Annotated in this window: 13 protein-coding genes; 12 read left to right on the plus strand and 1 reads right to left on the minus strand. The window is 54.3% G+C overall.

From position 1 onward, the window contains the following. Positions 1 to 68: 68 nt before the first annotated feature. The 3 genes from motA (at position 69) to RMV17_RS02430 (ending at position 3255) form a co-directional block, all read left to right on the plus strand. Positions 69 to 920 (plus strand): flagellar motor stator protein MotA, encoded by an 852-nt coding sequence (motA, locus tag RMV17_RS02420; protein ID WP_007952169.1) that lies wholly within the window; start codon positions 69 to 71, stop codon positions 918 to 920. 3 nt (positions 921 to 923) lie between these two features. Continuing rightward, the gene (motB, locus tag RMV17_RS02425) at positions 924 to 2000 is read left to right on the plus strand and encodes a flagellar motor protein MotB (protein WP_034151656.1); all 1077 of its coding nucleotides are present in this window, start codon (positions 924 to 926) and stop codon (positions 1998 to 2000) included. 91 nt (positions 2001 to 2091) lie between these two features. Further along, positions 2092 to 3255 carry a sterol desaturase family protein gene (locus RMV17_RS02430; RefSeq protein WP_311885315.1) on the plus strand — a complete coding sequence of 388 codons (1164 nt, stop codon included), beginning with the start codon at positions 2092 to 2094 and terminating at the stop codon, positions 3253 to 3255. A 47-nt stretch (positions 3256 to 3302) separates the two neighbouring features. Here RMV17_RS02430 and rsgA read toward each other — a convergent pair whose 3' ends face one another. Further along, a complete protein-coding gene (gene rsgA / locus RMV17_RS02435) occupies positions 3303 to 4334 on the minus strand; it encodes a small ribosomal subunit biogenesis GTPase RsgA (RefSeq protein ID WP_034151654.1) in 1032 nt (343 codons plus the stop codon). A gap of 107 nt (positions 4335 to 4441) precedes the next feature. On the opposite strand from rsgA, the gene orn reads away from it, so the two are divergent. The 9 genes from orn (at position 4442) to RMV17_RS02480 (ending at position 18679) form a co-directional block, all read left to right on the plus strand. Beyond that, positions 4442 to 4984: an oligoribonuclease gene (gene orn, locus RMV17_RS02440; RefSeq protein ID WP_034151653.1), complete on the plus strand. Its 543-nt coding sequence runs from the start codon at positions 4442 to 4444 to the stop codon at positions 4982 to 4984. A 553-nt stretch (positions 4985 to 5537) separates the two neighbouring features. Continuing rightward, positions 5538 to 6560, plus strand: a complete 1023-nt coding sequence (locus RMV17_RS02445) for a hypothetical protein (RefSeq protein WP_311885318.1) — start codon at positions 5538 to 5540, stop codon at positions 6558 to 6560. A gap of 363 nt (positions 6561 to 6923) precedes the next feature. Further along, positions 6924 to 7961 carry a hypothetical protein gene (locus RMV17_RS02450; protein WP_311885320.1) on the plus strand — a complete coding sequence of 346 codons (1038 nt, stop codon included), beginning with the start codon at positions 6924 to 6926 and terminating at the stop codon, positions 7959 to 7961. Positions 7962 to 8126: 165 nt separating this feature from the next. Further along, a complete protein-coding gene (locus RMV17_RS02455; protein ID WP_034151650.1) occupies positions 8127 to 8738 on the plus strand; it encodes a trimeric intracellular cation channel family protein in 612 nt (203 codons plus the stop codon). Between the two features lie 169 nt (positions 8739 to 8907). Then, complete coding sequence (locus RMV17_RS02460; protein ID WP_311885322.1) at positions 8908 to 9939, plus strand: hypothetical protein; 1032 nt, start codon at positions 8908 to 8910, stop codon at positions 9937 to 9939. Positions 9940 to 10118: 179 nt separating this feature from the next. Further along, the gene (locus tag RMV17_RS02465) at positions 10119 to 11573 is read left to right on the plus strand and encodes a DUF6543 domain-containing protein (protein WP_311885324.1); all 1455 of its coding nucleotides are present in this window, start codon (positions 10119 to 10121) and stop codon (positions 11571 to 11573) included. A gap of 28 nt (positions 11574 to 11601) precedes the next feature. Next, complete coding sequence (locus tag RMV17_RS02470) at positions 11602 to 12534, plus strand: hypothetical protein (RefSeq protein WP_311885326.1); 933 nt, start codon at positions 11602 to 11604, stop codon at positions 12532 to 12534. Positions 12535 to 12875: 341 nt separating this feature from the next. After that, on the plus strand, positions 12876 to 13862 hold the full coding sequence (locus RMV17_RS02475; RefSeq protein WP_311885328.1) for a hypothetical protein: 987 nt from the start codon (positions 12876 to 12878) through the stop codon (positions 13860 to 13862). Positions 13863 to 13939: 77 nt separating this feature from the next. Further along, positions 13940 to 18679 (plus strand): RHS repeat-associated core domain-containing protein, encoded by a 4740-nt coding sequence (locus tag RMV17_RS02480; protein ID WP_311885330.1) that lies wholly within the window; start codon positions 13940 to 13942, stop codon positions 18677 to 18679. The last annotated feature ends 3 nt before the right edge of the window (positions 18680 to 18682 follow it).

The raw sequence follows: 18682 nt of genomic DNA on the forward strand, positions 1-18682 counted from the left end.
GTAGAAGAAGAGATTTTTTAACTTCCGAATATGACCTTGAACCCGACTTAAGTAAGTACTTTCTACCTATGGCTAAAATTATCGGCATCATCGTCGTATTCGCGAGCGTGCTCGGCGGATACGTGCTCTCCCACGGCAAGATTGCCGCCCTGATCCAGCCTTTCGAGGTGATGATCATCGGTGGTGCTGCACTCGGTGCATTCCTCCAGGCCAACCCCGGCTACATGACGATGCACGTGCTCAAGAAATCCCTGAGCATGTTCAGTTCGCGCTTCAGCCACACTTTCTATCTGGAAGTGCTCGGGCTGATCTACGAGATCCTCAACAAGAGCCGCCGCGAAGGCATGATGGCCATCGAAGGCGACATCGAAGATGCCGCTGCGAGCCCGATCTTCGCCAAGTACCCGGCAGTGCTCAAAGACGAGCGCATGACCGCGTTCATCTGCGATTACCTGCGCATCATGTCTTCCGGCAACATGGCCCCGCACGAGCTGGAAGGCTTGTTCGACATGGAGCTGTACAGCCTCAAGGAAGACCTCGAGCATCCATCCCACGCGGTGAACGGCATCGCCGACGCCATGCCCGGTTTCGGTATCGTCGCGGCGGTACTCGGTATCGTGGTGACGATGGCCTCGCTGGGTGAAGGCGATCAGAAGTCGATCGGTCTGCACGTGGGTGCGGCACTTGTGGGTACCTTCTTCGGTATTCTCGCGGCGTACGGTTTCTTCGGTCCGCTGGCCCACTCGCTGGCCCACGATGCCAAGGAAGAACTGAACGTCTACGAAGCCATCAAGGCCTCGCTGGTGGCTTCGGCTTCCGGCATGCCGCCATCGCTGGCGGTCGAGTTCGGTCGCAAGGTGCTGTACCCGGCCCACCGTCCAAGCTTTGCCGAGCTGGAACAAGCTGTTCGCGGTCGCTAAGTCATGGAAAATAATCAGCCGATTATCATCAAGCGCGTCAAGCGCATAGCCGGCGGGCATCACGGCGGGGCGTGGAAAATCGCCTTCGCCGACTTCGCCACGGCGATGATGGCGTTCTTCCTGGTGCTGTGGCTGCTGTCTACCGCCACGCCTGAGCAGAAGATCGCCATCGCCGGTTACTTCAAAGACCCGGTCGGCTTCTCCGAAAGCGGCACGCCGTACATCATCGACCTGGGCGGTACGCCGACCCTGGCCCCGGAAAACACCCTCAACCCGGAAGTGAAATCGCAACCGCAGCCCGACAAGGTCACGGTCGACACCGAACAGGTTGAAGGCATGGCCGAGCAGGTCGAGAAGGAACGTCTGGAACTGCTGCTGCAAGAACTGCAGAACAAGGTCGACGAGAACCCGCAACTGCAGAAATTCAAGGATCAGATTCTCTTCGAAATCACTCCGAATGGCTTGCGCATCCAGATCATGGACGCCGAGAACCGGCCGATGTTCGACTCGGGTTCTGCTCGCCTGAAGCCGTACTTTGAAGACATCCTGCTGGCCATGGCCGACACCATCAAAGCGGTGCCAAACAAGATCAGCATCAGCGGTCACACCGACGCCAAGCCGTACACCGGCACCGGTGATTTCGGTAACTGGGAATTGTCGGCCAACCGTGCCAACGCTGCCCGTCGTGCACTGGTCGCCGGTAGCTATCCGGATGCGCAAGTGGCGCGGGTCGTCGGTTATGCCTCGTCGGCGCTGTTCGACAAGGAAAACCCGTTCAACCCGGTCAACCGTCGCATCGACATTGTGGTGTTGACCAAAAAAGCCCAGGCGGCCATCGAAGGTTCGCAAGGTGCGGATCCGGCGAAACCGGCGGATCAAGGTCAGAATGGTGCCGCTCCGGCAGCCCCAGTCGACCCGAATGCACTGCCGGCGGATCAGCAACCGGTGCCGGCGCACGAACTGCGCGAACGCCTGAACCTGTTCGACGACGCTGCGCCGAAACCGGCTGAGCCGGGGAGTGCGGCGCCAGCGCCTGCTGCTCCGCCAGCCACTGCACCGGCCCCCGCGCCGAAGCAGTGATCCACAAAAAGCCACGGTCTCCGTGGCTTTTTTGTATCTGCCTGCGTCGCAATGACCAGTCGCAGTTTTCGCAATCACGGAAGATCAGTAAATGGAAAGACTCAAAGCCTATTTTCAACGGCACGGCAACGCACCCTTCAAATTTGGCGAGGGGCGGGTCAGTGGCTATATATCAGCCACCCTCGGGCTGTTGAGCCTGCTGGCGGTGTTCTGCTTTCTGTTTCCTGAGTGGCTGACCACAGCCGAACTGCGCAAGGTCTATGACGAGCAGTTCGCGCGCACCACGCTATTGCTCGGTCTGGTGGTTTCGTTCAGCCTCGGCACCCTGAATATCCTGCTCAACAAACGCAAGCGTCTGGGGATTACCGGTCTGGTTGCATCGGGGCTGGCGGTGTTTCTCGGTGGCACCAATGTTCAGGTCAGTTCGATCGGACAGACGCCGTACTCGCTCGGTCTGGACTGGTTCGTGCTGGCGCTGCTGGTGTCGGCGATCGTGTTCATTCCGCTGGAAAAGCTCTACTCCAAAAATCCCGAGCAAAACATCCTGCGCCCGCACTGGCGCACCGACCTGACCTACTTCTTCGTCAGCCACATGCTGGTGCAGTTCATCCTGATCTTCATCACCGCCTCGTCGAGTTACATCGCCGGTTGGGCGATGTCGCCGAGCGTGCAGACCAGCGTACAAAGCCTGCCGTTGCTGGTGCAGTTTCTGCTCGCGGTACTGGTTGCGGATCTCGGCCAGTATTGGTTGCACCGGCTCTATCACGTGGTGCCATTTCTGTGGCGCCTCCACGCGGTGCATCACTCCAGCACGCACATGGACTGGCTCGCCGGCTCCCGCGTGCATTTCATCGAAATCCTGCTGACCCGCACCGGTGTGCTGGTGCCGTTGATGCTGCTGGGCTTCGCCCCGCAAGCGTTGAATGCCTATGTGATTCTGGTCGGTGTCCAGGCCGTACTGGCCCACGCCAACGTGCGAATCAACGGTGGCTGGCTGAACTACCTGATCGTGCTGCCGCGCTACCACCATTGGCACCATGCCCGGCACAAGGATTACATCTACAAGAACTACGCGATCCACACGCCGCTGGTGGACATGCTGTTCGGCACCTTCAAATTGCCGCCCAAAGAATGGCCGGTACGTTACGGCGTGTTCGGTAAGGAGTTGCCGGGCGGGATTGTGCGTCAGCATCTGTATGCATTTCAGAAACCTGAGCCGAAGATGGCTACGCCAAAACCGCCCGCCAGCGCTTGAGGCAAAAAAAGCCGCGAGATGATCGCGGCTTTTTTATGTCTGGCTACTTAATAACCGTTTTCCGGCAGGCTGGCGATGATCGAGCGGTAGCTGTTCATGCGCTGCTGCTGCACACGGCCATCTTCCAGCGCCTTGAGCAGTGCACAACCCGGTTCGCGGTCGTGTTTGCAGTCGCGGAAGCGGCAGGTGCCGAGCAAATCATCGAATTCGATGAAACCGGCTTCGACATCGGCGCGGCTGACGTGGCCCAAACCGAATTCACGGATACCCGGGGAGTCGATCAGTTCGCCGCCGCCAGGGAAGTGGAACAGTCGCGCGGTGGTCGTCGTGTGCGTGCCTTGGCCGGACAGCTCGGACAACGGCCCGACGCGGGTTTCCACTTCGGGCAGCAGGCTGTTGACCAGCGACGACTTGCCGACGCCGGACTGGCCGACGAACACGCTGATGCGCCCGTCGAGTTGCTGTTGCAACTGCTCCATGCCGTTACCGTGGTGCGCCGACACTTCCAGCACCGGGTAGCCCAGCGTGCGATACACCGCCAACAGCGCATTGAGCGCCGGGGCGTTCTGCTCGTCGATCAGGTCGAACTTGTTCAACAGCAGCAACGGACGGATGCCGGCGTGTTCGGCCGCAACCAGATAGCGGTCGATCAGGTTGGCATGCGGCTCCGGCAGCGGCGCGAAGACGATGACGATCATGTCGACGTTGGCGGCTACCGGTTTGAGCTGGCCACGGCTGTCCGGACGGCACAGTTCGGTGGTGCGCGGCAGTTGCGCGACGATCACACCGATGCCCTGATTGCCGGCACGCCAGACGACTGTGTCGCCGGTCACAAGCGCAGGCAGGTTGGCGCGCAAGTGGCAGCGGAACACCTGGCCGGCCTGATCGCCGTCAACAGCTTCGACCTCGACCTGCACACCGAAGTGGGCGATCACCAGGCCGGTCTGTTCCGGGCCCAGGTCGCCACCCTCGAGCGCTTCGACAGCCGAGGACTCGCGTTTGGCGGCGCGCGCTGCGCGCTCGCCCTGAATCTTTTCGATGCGCCAGTTTTGACGACGATTGAGTTGGCGTTTGGCCATGGGTGTTCCGTCTGAAGAATGCAGCGATTAGGTAAAACGGCCGCGAGTTTAGCACGCCCGGCCACCGGCCTAGGCTAAACTGCGCAGCATTGCCTAGGAGCCGAAATATGCCAAACCCGCAGAACCTGATCTGGATCGACCTGGAAATGACCGGTCTGGATCCGGAAAACGACGTCATCATCGAGATGGCCACCATTGTCACCGACAGTGACCTCAACACCTTGGCCGAAGGCCCGGTGATTGCCATCCACCACAGCGACGAAGTGCTCGCGCGGATGGACGAATGGAACACCCGCACCCACGGCAATTCCGGCCTCACCCAGCGCGTGCGCGACAGCCGTATCAGCATGGCCGAAGCTGAAGCCGAAACCATCGCCTTCCTGGAGAAGTGGGTGCCGAAGGGCAAATCGCCGATCTGCGGCAACAGCATTTGCCAGGATCGGCGCTTCCTTTATACCCACATGAAGGCGCTGGAAAGCTACTTCCACTACCGCAATCTTGACGTCTCCACGCTCAAGGAACTGGCCGCGCGCTGGGCGCCGGACGTGCGCGACAGCTTCAAGAAGGGCAGCACGCACCTGGCACTGGACGACATCCGTGAGTCGATCGCCGAGCTGCAGCATTACCGCAAGCATTTCATCAAGTTCTGAAGTGGTTTGTGTAGGGGCTGCCGCAGGCAGGGATCTTTTTTGCGCTTGTTATGCATTCACAAATATTAAAAGATCACGGCCCTTGGCAGTTCCTGAATTGAAACGTGCCGCTCACGCTCTGTCGCGCCAGTGCGATATGGTTTGGTGACGTCCACGCTGATCGGCGACATCTGTTGCAATAACATTCTGCTAATCTTTCGAAGCGAGCTTTATGCCGACGTTACGGTGCATCCGTCTAATGTTGCGTATTGTGCGTTTGTCTAGTGTTTCCGGGCGGTTAAGCAAGCATGATGAGTTCAAGCTGGAGTGTTGTATTTTGCATTGCAAGTTTGAATTCAGATGTGGCGGTGAATATTGCTTGTTACGTGATTGAGTCATGCAGTGGCTTTGGCGGGTTTCAATTGGGTTGATTTTCTCTAGTTAAACCTTTGATCATTTTTTTGTTTTTCTTACACTTATGGATAAGCGGTTTTTCTGCGCGCATGTTATTACTGGTGCTCTGAGTTTGAACAGTTGGACTGTTCAGGAAAATGTCTATCAAGGAAGAAAACCAATGAGCGAAGATTTGACTGCGTCACAGGATCAATCCCATGAGCCAGGCGCCGCAGAAAGTATCGGTAGTCTTGTCGTAAAGTTTGACGCGGGTGCATCCAGTCGAAGCAAAGTGCTATACGCTAATGGGCGCATGCAGGTTAAGGTTCAGGTTGTAGTTGCCGGTTTGGATCGCAACGGTGATGTCGTTGCTGTTTCCGACGAGGTCATGGAGAGTATTCGTCTTATTCACTATGATAGCGGTAAAACCTTGCGCAATGGTTGGCGAGCCAGCACGGAGCAGGGCCCTTTCACCTTGGCGGTAGCGCACACCGCCAACGGTATGGAGGAGGATGATGGCGACGAGGATCATTCGGGCCAGCGTCAGGTACGAACGTTCTGGGTTTCCAGCGAAAACGTTGAAAGCATCCACATCGGTGCGTCCATAAAATTTGATAACACGGTCATCCGCAGTAATGGAACAACTCTGTCGAGCAGGCATGACAGCAGTATCAGTATTGAGGCTCTCCTGCCGCTAACCTATGCGATTGAGCAATTCCGTTGGGAAGATGTCTGGTATGACGGCGGGTTTGGAAATCAGCGTATTTACAAATACTATCTCGGCTTGTATCCCCATGCACAAAAAGTAGAGTTGGTGGACTGGATTGTTGAAGGTTCTGATGAGGACGTTGTATTTGCCTTCGGTAATAAAGTCGATGCATGGAATGCAGCGTTTCAGGCAGGAATTCTGATCCGCCCGGACAGCCAGACGTTTAACGTGTCATTACCGTTTGTCGAGAGTTCCGGTTCGACACCAGATTCCATCAGGTTTATTCATCGTGAGAAAGACTATAAAGTTAAAGTCAATGACCGCTTCGGAGAATTGACTGTTGTCCAGGTACTGTCCCCGCAATCACGAAATCAACCGCCCGTCGACAGGTCGGAAGTTTTCCGCTTCACCGCTCTGGATCAATTTGGCACTAAACATAAGCTGGCTATTCGCACTAACTTTAAAGAACGAAGCTTCAAGCTGGAGCAAGGCTGAACGTTCATTTTTCTGCAATACCAAAAAGACAAATTGCCTTTAAGCATTCGTACAAGGAACCCCGGAGTTGCAGATTGTAACTGTTACTCTGGATGCCTTCGCCGATTCGCAGTGACGCTGGGTGGTGACGCCGACTATCCGTTACGTCATTAATGACGGCGGTTTCCGTCGTTTGTTTATAACGACGAGCATTGATGTTTGTTGCAGTCGGGGCATTTGCTGGAAAACCCGTGAGTCGCTGGCGGCTTGCAAATGTATGTTTCTTACATTTTTCATTTTGCCGATTTTTTTGAAGTCATGTATCTCTGCTGTTGGTAAATTCAAATTGTCATCTGCAAATATATCTATTGAAAGGAGTGAAGCATGAGTGAAAGTATGGACGCTACACAGGGTCAGCAAACCAATTCATCCGGTTTTGAAACAATTGCCAGTTTCAAGGTCAAGTTCGATGCCGTCGACAGTAGTCGCAGCAAAACGCTTTTTGGTAATGACCGGATGCAGGTCAAAGTACAAGTTCTGGTGTCCGGGGTGGACGCTAATGGCAACGCCATGCACGTCCCTGCGGATGTAATGGACAGCATCGAACTCATTCATTACAACACTGGCAAGACGTTGCGCGACGGCTGGGCTGCGAGCACCGAACAAGGGCGGTTTACCGTTGAGGCGCAAACTCCATTCACCGTCAGAGAAGTTGAAGAAGATGATGTAGGCAATGACAGCGTCCATCCTCAGGTTCGCACGTTCTGGGTATCCTCCAAGGGCGCTGGTACGACCCAGATCGGTGCGCGCTTGTCTCTGAACGGGGTGAGGATTGTCAGTAACGGGACCACGCTTTCCAGTGTTCATGACAGCAGCGTAACGCTCGAAGCGCAACCACCTGAGACCTATTCGATTGGACTGTTCGACTGGTTTCAGACGCGGCGCGGCAATGAGGAGCGTCGCAATCGTATCTGGAACTATTATCTGGGCCTGTTTCCGCAGGGACGGCAGATCAGACTGGTCGACTGGATTGTAGATGGAGTAAAACCCGGCGAGGATCACCTCTTTGCGGGAGGTAACAAACTTGATGAACCACAAACGAACTATATGGAGGCTACGCTTGTTCGCCGCGAACGATCTGAGGTCACGACGTACTTGCCGTTTTCCGCAAGTAAGGATCGGTACAGTTGTACTGATGACGCCATAACAAGGGACGAGAAGCGTTATAGCGTCATCGTCAATGACCGCGACGGTTATCTGACCGTCGTTCAAGCCCTGTCCGAATACTCGAAAGATGCGGAGAAATACAAAGTCGGCAATGTGCTTCACTTCAGTGCCATTGATCAATACGGCACAGAGCATAAACTGGCGATTCGCACGAATTTTTATGAGCGTAATTTATATCTGGAGCGAGGCAACTGACCATCCACTGATGGCTCTCACCGGCCACCGTTCGCTTCTCCAGCAATGTTGCATCCGTTCCATCATCAATGACGGCGATTTTAAATTGGAGTTCGGTTAGCGTCATCTCTGTTGGTGCCGGCGTGTAGTGGCTAAACTGCGCGCCTCACTGCCAGGATTGCCACCATGTTGCTGATGCTCTATCTGATCGCCATCACCGCCGAAGCAATGACTGGCGCCCTTTCTGCCGGTCGGCGCGGCATGGACTGGTTTGGCGTCGTGCTGATCGCCTGTGTAACAGCTTTGGGCGGTGGTTCGGTACGCGATGTGCTGCTCGGGCATTACCCGCTGACCTGGGTCAAACATCCGGAATACCTGGTGCTGACCTCGGTTGCGGCAATGTTCACGGTGTTCACCGCGCGCTGGATGCGCCACCTGCGCTCACTGTTTTTGGTGCTCGATGCCGTGGGATTGGTGGCGTTTACCCTGATCGGTTGCATGACCGCGCTGGAAATGGGCCACGGCATGCTGGTGGCTTCGGTCAGCGGTGTGATTACCGGGGTTTTCGGTGGCATCCTGCGCGATATCTTCTGTAACGACATTCCGCTGATCTTCCGCCGTGAACTTTACGCCAGCGTGTCTTTTGCCGCCGCGTGGTGCTACATGTTATGCCTGTATCTGAACGTGCCGGGCGAACAGGCCGTTCTGATTACTCTGTTTGGCGGGTTTTTGTTACGTCTGCTGGCCATTCGTTTTCATTGGGAAATGCCAAAGTTCGTTTATAACGACGAACATTGATGTTTGTTGCAGTCGGAGGGTTTGCTGGATAAAACTTGTGAGTCGCTGGCGGCTTGCAAATGTATGTTTCTTACATTTTTCACTTTGTCGATTTTTTGGAAGTCATGTATCTCTGTTGTTGGCAAATTCAAATTGTCATCTTCAAATATATCTCTCAAAGGAATGCAGCATGAGTGAAAGTATGGAAGCTACCCAGGGTCAGCAAACCAATTCGTCCCTTTTCGAAACTATTGCCAGCTTCAAGGTCAAGTTCGATGCCGGCGATAGTACTCGCAACAAAACGCTTTTTGGTAACGGCCGGATGCAGGTGAAAGTGCAAGTTCTGGTGTCCGGGGTTGACGCTAACGGCAACGCGATGCACGTACCCGCGGATGTAATGGACAGCATCGAACTTATTCATTACAACACTGGCAAGACGTTGCGCGACGGCTGGGCCGCGAGCACGGAACAAGGACGGTTTACCCTGGAGGCGCCAACTTCAATCACCGTTGGAGATGTTGACGACACCGTAGACAGTGACAGTGTCGACCCTCAGGTTCGCACGTTCTGGGTATCCTCCGAGGGCGCTGGTACGACCCAGGTCGGTGCGCGCTTGTCTCTGAACGGCGTGAGGATTGTCAGTAACGGAACCACGCTTTCCAGCATCCATGACAGTAGCGTCACTATTGAAGCACAGACACCGACGGCCTATGGTATTGAACAATTTCGCTGGAATCACGTCCGGCGCGGCAATGAAAAGCCCGGTAATCGTATCTGGAACTCTTATCTGGGGCTGTACCCGCAGGGTCAGCAAATCAAACTGGTCGACTGGATAGTGGAGGGGGTACCGGCAGGCGCTAGCTGTGATTTTGCGGGCGGTAACAAACTTCACAAAACAAGAACAAATTATATGACGACGATCCTTGTTCGCCCCGAACAAAGTCTGGAAATAGTGTATTTGCCCTATGACGGCGATTCTATCGGATACTTGTTTCCAGACGCCTTGGGAAGAAAAATCCAGAGTTATACTGTAATGGTCAATGACCGCGACGGTGAGCTGACCGTTGTGCAAGCAACGTCCGAATACTCGAAACAACAGCGTGAAGAAAAATACGGCGGGCTGCTTCACTTGAGCGCCATTGATCAGTACGGCACGGCGCATAAACTGGCCATTCGCACGAGATTCGAAAACAGCACTATGTCTCTGGAACGAGGTGATTAAACCTTCATTGATGCATTTTTTTTAGGTGTAGTAGATATATATGTTTTTGTAACTTTTACTGCAGGTAAGCTGTGATGTTCAGTTACCCGATATTCGCATAAAAAATATTTTTATATATGTCTTGCGTTGGCCTTCAGTTATGCGGGGCCAACGTCACCACACCTCAAGGATGAGCACCCATGATTGGCAAACCGCCAAAGGTCAAACCTGTTCCTGCCCCAACTCAAAACCCCGATACCAGTGTCAAGAGTAATCATCTGCCACCGTCCGCCTCTTCAGCAATGCCGCCTCTGCCCATCCCGCGTCGTCTGGATCCCTTGCACCCTTCCTTCGGGCCTGACTCGGTCGCAGTGACCCGAGCGATCAGTGTGAGCGTGACCCCGAGATCTTCCGCGATCAATGTCGCGATGCATGCCACAAAATCCTCACTGGCAGATTACTGGATACTCACACCCAAAAGCCTCGGCGAGGCCGATGCGCAGGGCATCCGGCTTGTGAAGCAGCGTCAGTATGTCGCCTTGGCCGATGACCATATCGTGCAAGTGGTGCTGGACGCTGAGAATGGTCTGTTTCGCGCCACGCTGGCCAGTGAACTCGACCCTTCCGGCCCGCTACTGAAACCGGACAGCGAGGGCCCGTTCTGGAAACCGCTGGACAGCGATGGCCTCACTTTCACTGATTCAATATCAATACAAACCGCACAACTTTTTCGCCGGATGGGCCGTTCTGTGGCGCAGTTTTCCGACGCCACGGTTGCACGCCTGCTGGCAGTGAGCGGGGTCAATGAATCAGTGCTGCGCGATGTGCTCGTAAATGATCGTCATGCGCCTTTTTTACTGGAGGACACCATCAGGCGATTCGAACTTGACCAGAAGATGCAGGCGCAAGGACGCGGGGCCGCACCAGAGCGGTTTACGCTGTTCAAGAATCTGGAAGATGCATTTGAATCCGATTGCGATGAAAACACTTTGCGGATACGCCGGGTATTTCCAGATCTACCGAAAACGGCTGCGCTGGCAATATGGCGCACTACCAGCGCTGCAGAGCGTTTACATATGCACAACCAGCCAGGCATGCCTCAGCGAGTGGCGAAAGAGGCACTGGTGGCGCTGCGAGACATTCGCCTGACAAGGGCCGCAGAAGGCATTTATTTAGAGGCGATATCCAACCCTGACAGTGATCAGTTAGTGCTGCATATGCTCGGAAATCTCGCGAACTGGCCACGGCAGACTCGTATCGAGATTCGCCAAGGGACGATGGACGGGGATGTCCTGAGCGCGATCGGCGATGCCCGATCGCCGTTTCGTCACATACTGATTCGTCAGGATGATGGCTATGCCATCCAGAACCGCGACGCCCAATTCCCTCAAGGATCGAAGGATCTTTATTCAACAATCTGGTTTCTGTTGTTGCCCAAACATCGACAGTTGCTGGGTGTGACAGAAGGTGGTGGTGCGGCACTGCAACAGTTGATCCGTGCACAGCCGTTGCCGCCACGTGAAACCGTGAGCGAGTTGCTGGGGATGGCGCCGCTTGCGATTACCGTCGATCCTGCCGCTGCACAATACCGGCACACGGGGCAGTTGCGAGGAGGGGGCGACATCGACCAGGTCCGTTGCCGACCGAGTGCGTGATCTTTATCCGCATCTTCCAGATGAGGATGTGAAAACGTTTATCTCCGAGCGCTTGAAGAGTGATCCATCCGGCGTAATGCTGCGCCTGGAAAAAGAGTTTGCGACATTGCGTGATGAATTGGCGATATGGAATGCCGATGGGGCGTCACCTCATGCGCGGATGTCGGAACCGGAGGGCGCACCGACACTTGCCGAACGAAGCCAGGCTCGCGAGCAGTTCAGCGCAAAGCTGCAAGATATCTGGCAGCGCAAGTCGGTTTCAGAGTGGGGCTTCGGTGACTATCACTTTTCTCACACTGTTGATTCTCCTGATGAATTACCAAGATTGTCTGCCAGATTTGAATATGTAACAGAGTTAATACTGGACGTAGGAAGGCCGGGCGCACGGATAGGCGCATTCCTTGACAGTTTTCCCAGTGTTAAGCATCTGATGGTCACCGGCATAAAAATGGAGGCCTTCCCGTCAGGGATCTTTCAGATGCGTGAATTACGTCAACTCACGTTGGATGGTTGCTCACTCAGGCTTTCCGAGGAGATGGCTGAAGGGCTTTCCAGAATTGAAACGCTTACATTACTGAACTTGGCAAAAAACCCTCTGACAGTTTCTCCATATGTAGGCTATATGCCGAACTTGGTGGAGTTGATGCTGTATGACGCCAATCTTTCCAGAATGCCTTCAGGTATAGATACGTTAAAAAAGCTCCAGGTGTTGGCGTTGCAGAATAATAGTATTTCGAATGTAGGGGATGAGCTGTTCGATATTCCGGATACACAGGACTTGTTTGTTGGCTTGGCGAATAACCCGCTGAGTGATGCGTCAAGGAAACGGATCAGTCAGTATCTTGAAAGCTCCAGTATGGATCGAAAGATTGAAATCCAGACGGAGGATGTGGTTTCGGAGTTTGACTCCGACAGTGAATCTTCAGAGAGCGGGTTCTCGACAGGTTCAGACAGTGACTGAATGTTGGAGGAAGTAACGGCTCCTTTGTTTTTCTAACACAACCGGACAAGAATAAACCTCCTCAACCACTCCCCTTCTGATTCTGTGCAGTTGAAATCAGGAGGGGAGATGCATTATTGAGTGCTGGAATCAAAGGGGGCGGAAGGGCGTTGTTGAATTGCGTATCATGAAGTCTGCGATTGTTGAACATATTAGTATTTGTGTGGGTTATTGAAGGGGGTGTTGAAATATTGCTCCTTCACAATTTGTCGAATGTTGCTGGTGTTAATATTTAAATAGAGCCTCAATACTTTGTTGAGCCCTTAAAGGGCGAAGTCTATTAATCAGCAAGGTGTTGTTAAATGTTTGATGATCAAGTTGGTGTTTCCCGTATCGAGGTAAAGCTCGACTCCACAAAGTCAGGTCAGCATAAAGTGCTATATGCCAACGGTCGCATGCAGGTGCGGGTTTTGGTGCTTCTGCACGGGATTGATAACAATGGCGACGGCGCATCGCTGTATGGACATCCCGCATTGCAGTCATTGCGGTTGATTGCCTATAACGGTGCTCGGCCTCTGGAAGGGGGGTGGAGCGTCTCGCAGCAGGAAAACCGTTATGCTCACGAAATGTCGGGGGGGGCAACGCGGCTGGCGGAAGTCCCACGTACTACGGACAACCGGATAAGCGACGTCTCTGATCCGGTACAGATTTTTCAGTTCTGGGTTTCTGCTTCCACACCGGGAATCATGGAAGTGGCTGCCGAGATTTGCATGGACGGCGTGGTATTGCGAAGTAACGGAATTGGTTTCGACAGCAGTGTTACGCTGGAGGCGATCCCCCCGAAAGAATACTCGCTAAGCAACTTTTCGTTGAACAAATATGATGAGGAACTGAAGAGGGGGCGATATGACACGATTCAGCACTATCATATTGGTCTGCGCGCGGAAGGCAGGCAGATTCACCTCCTTGACTGGTACAGCACTGACGTAAAACTTGATCCTTATGATTCCGAGGACGCGGTGCTGGTCTATGTCTCCGGTAATATTCCCGGTATACAAGGTAGTCGCAAGGTTTTTTATGGGTATATGGCACCGATATATGGCCTGCGAGCAACATTTCGCGGCCCCTTCAGCTACGTCCCTGTACCTATCAATAAAGTGCCTGGACAGTTGACGCTTATTCAGTATGTTTCCACTGAATCACAAGCAGCGGGGGAAAATAAAAGCGCATTCGAGTTTGCCGTGATTGATGAATTCGGTTCGGAGCACAGGCTTTGTATCGATGGTGATAAAGAGCGGCTTACTTTTATTCTGGATGAATCCAGGCGGTCAATGAAACAGCTAGTCTGATTTCGTTTTGTGGTCAGCGTTTTTTCGCTGGCCAGTTCGACCTGCCTTATCTGCATCTGGAGTAAAGGAGATTTTCTATGGGAAGTAATTCGTCTTCCGCTGTTCAATCAAACGCTTTTAACTTCGGTGAGTTTGTTTCCGGAGGCGTTGATCCCCGCACGGGCATATACACGTGCGCCTTTTCGTTGGGCAAGTTGCATTCGTCCGATCTTAACGGCCCTGAGTTTGCGCTCTCACTGGGTTTCAATCCGCTCAATCAGACAGATGTCGGTTTCGGCGTTGGCTGGTCTCTGACCATGACCAACTACGATTTGCGCAGCAAAGTCATGACACTGTCCAGCGGCGAGCGCTACAAGGCTGTAGAAACGTCTACCGGTCTGAAGTTCAAGGAAATGAAGCTGGAAACGGCAAAGGTGTTGGTCACCGGAGCAGGGCGCTACGAAGTTCGATACAAGGATGGTCGCCGTGAACTGCTCAAGGTTTTGCCTGGCACTCAGGTTGCCGTAGCGGAAAAAATAATCGCGGCGAACGGTGTGAGCATTGCGTTGAAGCACGAGTTGTTCAACCAGTTTCCCAGGTTGGCCGAAGTCCGTGACGCCAAACGATGCCTGCTGAAAATCACCCGTAAGGCAGGTCAGCTGACATTGACCCGGCATCCCGATACCACGTCCAGTTCCAACTACAAGTTGATCTTGAAAAACGCTCGGGTAACAGCGATCGAGCTTCCGCTAGGTAAAAGTTGGGAGCTGGAATATGAAGTCATCGATGAGGCCAGCTATTTGCACCGCGTCGTCAACCCATTGCGCGGCGTAGAAATCATTCGCTACAAGCGCCAGGGTCATAGCTTCGTAAATGGCGTGGAACAGACACTGCCGTTTGTTATCGCTCACGATACCTACCCCGGGCGCGGCCAACCCAAACTCTGCAAGACGTACACGTATTCCGATCATAACTTCCTTGGGCAGGGCCTTCTCCCGGCCAAGGATAGTGACCTGGATCCGCTCTATCTGGCGCCCGGTCACTATGTTTACACCTCGGACGAGCAGTTGTTACTGAGCGGCAAAGTACATACACGCATTAGACGCACCTACAACAAATTCCATCTGTTGGTGGCTGAGGTTACAAACTGTGGCGACGCCCAGATCGCCACCGCCACCGAGTATCATTGCTCCGTCACGAAGCCTTTCAATGAGCAGGTGGCTCAGTTCCGCATGCCGAAAGTCCATACAGTGACTCACCTTGATCGGCGTACCCAACAGCAGCGTGTGGAAACCACCGTCACCGAGTTTGATTCCGAAGGCAACTTGCTCAAGCACATCGAGCCGAGCGGGGTGACGACTTCGACCGAATTTTATCCGGCAAGTGGTGGAGATAATTGCCCAGAGGACCCGCTGGGTTTTTCCAGATTCCCGAAAAAGAGGACGGTCACCGCTGCTGCATCGGGTGGTGCTTCGACTGTCACCTACTACGACTATGTCTTGCATCCCGCACTGGAAGGTGCGGAATTGGCCTCCGTGTTACCGGTCGGGGAGCGTTTTTTTGAAGTTGTGGAAAATGTTGAGGTTTTGCGTTCGAAAACCGAGCGCAGTTATCTGAACTCGCCCAAGGATCCACTCAAGCACGGGGCCACCAAAGAGCAAAGTGTCATCTTGAATGACAAAAAAACCTCTACCGAATTTTCCTATGATCTTGAGGGCGACAGGTTACGGGTCAAGTCCAGTACGCGCGGGTTTGACGATGCGCTGCAGACCAGTGAGAAAGTGCTCTCGACGCTGACCGGATTACAGGTGTCGGAAGTCGGTGTCGAAGGCGAGCACATCGAACATGAATTCGACGCAATCGGTCGGGCAGTGCGCAGAACGGTTGCTTCCGGGACCCCTTATGCGGCTGCCACCCAGTGGACCTATCAGGCTGCCAGCAAAGAGCAGCCGGCCACAATGGTGACCACGGATCCCGTCGGCGGTGAGCAAAGAGTGAACTATGACGGCCTTGGGCGAGTGATCACCGTTCAGGAAAAGGACTGCGACCATCCCGACAAGGACGGGCTCATCCCGACTCGCACGCTTTATTCTGCCCTGCATGATTCGGTCGGTCACAAGGTGGAAGTGAAGCTGACCGATTGGCGGGATGGCAAGCCCTATCCGGTCAGTACCCGTTACGAATTCGATTCCTGGGGCCAGGTCAGCAAGACGCTGCATGCCGATGGGCGTATCGAACACAGCGAGACGGACCCGGTCCTTCGCCAGCAAACCCATTGGCTCCAGGGGATGGGCAAGACACTCACCCTCGTCAATGACTTCGGTAAACCGCTGAGTGTCGAAAGCTTCAATCTGAAGGGCAAGAGTCTGGGCAAAACCGTTTACACCTATGACGGGTTCGGGCGCACAACCAGCGAGATAGATCCTGTCGGCAATATCACTCGATATGAGTACGACGTTTTTGACCGGATAATCCGCAGTGTCCTGCCTGATGCCAGTGCGGTAGTGACCGACTACGCCGAGCATAGCGATGAAGGGCTACCGATTGGCATAAAGGTCGGTGACAAAGTGTTGGGGCAGCAAGCGTATGACGGTTTGAGTCGTTTGACACAAAGTATCGTAGGCGGACGAAAGTCCGAGACGGGTTATGAAGCGGGCTTCACTCAGCCACAGTGGTACAAAAGCGCCGACGGCAAAAAAACCGAATTCACCTATTTGCGAGCTCTGGGCGGTTTGCTGACGGAGCGCAAGGCAGGGGAACTGGTCACCACCCTGACTTATGATCACGTCAGTGGCAATCCTTTGAGCTGTACCGAAAACGGCAGGGAACGCAGCTTTACCTATTACCCTTCCGGACGCCTCAAATCCGAAACGACGACCTTCGGCGCTATCACCAAAGCAACGTCCAGTACCTGGTCCCTGCAGGGGCGACCAGTCACTCATATCGATGTGCTCGGAGCCGAAAGCACATCCGCGTACGATGAGCACGGCCGCCTGTTGACCACCACCCAGGGCTCGTTGAAAACTGAATTCCACTACGACATCCAGACCGGGATGCTGGGCTGGACGAAGACCGAAGACACGTCGATCAAGCGCCATATGATCACCCGGTTTGCCTATGACGATATCGGTCGTGAAACCCGGCGTACTTTCGAGATTCAGGGCCAGCCCGACCAGACGCTGGAATCGACTTATACGCCTGCCGGTAAACTGGCGCAGAAAGTGTCCAGGCGTGGCGCGCAACTACTGCGCGATGAGCAATTCTCCTACGATGTGCGCGGGCGTCTGATCCAGTACGACTGTGCCGGCACCCAAAAGCCCCGCGATCCGTATGGCAAGGAGATTATCCAGCAGACGTTCACCTTCGATGCGCTGGATAACATTCTTACCGTGCAGACGAAGTTCCCGCTGGGCGTAAATCTGACCACCTTCAGTTATGACAATCCCGATCCGGTACAGCTCAGTGCAGTCAAGCATTCCCACGTCGATTATCCACCGGCAGTGACGCTGGAGTACGACGCCAACGGCAGGATGATCAAGGACGATCAGGCGCGAACTCTGGCCTATGACGCGTTCGGACGTCTTGAGCAATTGTCCGGCGCAGGGGAATCAGTCATTCGTGGCTACCATTACGACGGTTTCGACGATCTGGTTGAACTGTCGCAACCCGACAAGGTAACTACGCAGCGTTACTACTACGCAGGCCGGGTCGCCAATGAGGTGAGTGGTGAAAATTCATCCAGCGTTGTACGTCACGGTGGAGCGCTGGTGGGGCAGCAGCAACTCGGTTTGAACGCCGGCGCGCAGCTGTTTGGTACCGATCAGCAGCAAAGCGTGCTGGCAACGCTGGGCAAGGAACAGTTCACCGATTGCGCCTACAGCCCTTACGGGCATCGTCCTGCCGAAGGTGGATTGTTCAGCCTTGCGGGGTTTAACGGCGAGCAACTGGATCCGGTGACCGGGCTGTATTTGCTGGGGAACGGTTACAGGGCCTATAGCCCGACATTGATGCGATTCCTCGCCCCCGACAGCATGAGTCCATTCGGCGCGGGCGGATTGAATGCCTACAGTTATTGCCTGGGCGACCCTGTCAATCGTGTTGACCCTACCGGGCATATGTCGTGGGAAACGGTTCTGGGGATCGGCCTCGGTGTTCTCGGAATTATTGCCAGCGGGCTGACGGCGGGCGTGGCAACGCCATGGGTCATGACGGCATTTTGGCTGGGCGTTACTTCAGGCCTGGCGGGTATTGCCAGCTCCTGTTTCGAGGAGTATGCACCGGATAATCCAGCAGGAGAGATATTGGGTTGGATCAGTTTCGGTCTTGGGCTGGCTTCGCTCGGTGCAGGTTTGGCGGCGGGTGCAAAAGCTGCTGTGAATGCTGGCAGGAAGATGGCTTCAGCCTTTGGCAAAGGTTTCAGTCCTGATGGTAAGAGCACAACCAAAGCGGCAAAACATTTTTACAAGCCTGGAAAAGGCGCCAAGGCTGCGAACAAGAGGGCTGCGAAAGCCAGTCAGCCGGTTCAGGACGAGGCCGAAAAGAAATGGACTCTGGTCAGAAACTATTCAGACACAGAAGTCATTGATCTGACCCTAAAAACCGCAGAAGCGAAAAAGGCTAAAGCATTTCTGGACGCGATTGAGGCTGGTGATCACCCGGTAACTGCGGCCCAAATAGCACGAGGCAAGTACAAGCCATTGAAGGGAAACTCCAACTCTTCGGGGCGGGAAATGCATTTTTATGTAACGGATGCTGACCGTGTGTATTTGTGGGAGGACTCCAAAAACAGGATTGCCACAATCACTAAAGTGGGCGGCCATTATGCAAAAGGTAGCTGACAT

Origin of the sequence: Pseudomonas sp. VD-NE ins (genome assembly GCF_031882575.1) — a bacterium.
GTDB lineage: Bacteria > Pseudomonadota > Gammaproteobacteria > Pseudomonadales > Pseudomonadaceae > Aquipseudomonas > Aquipseudomonas fluorescens_BZ.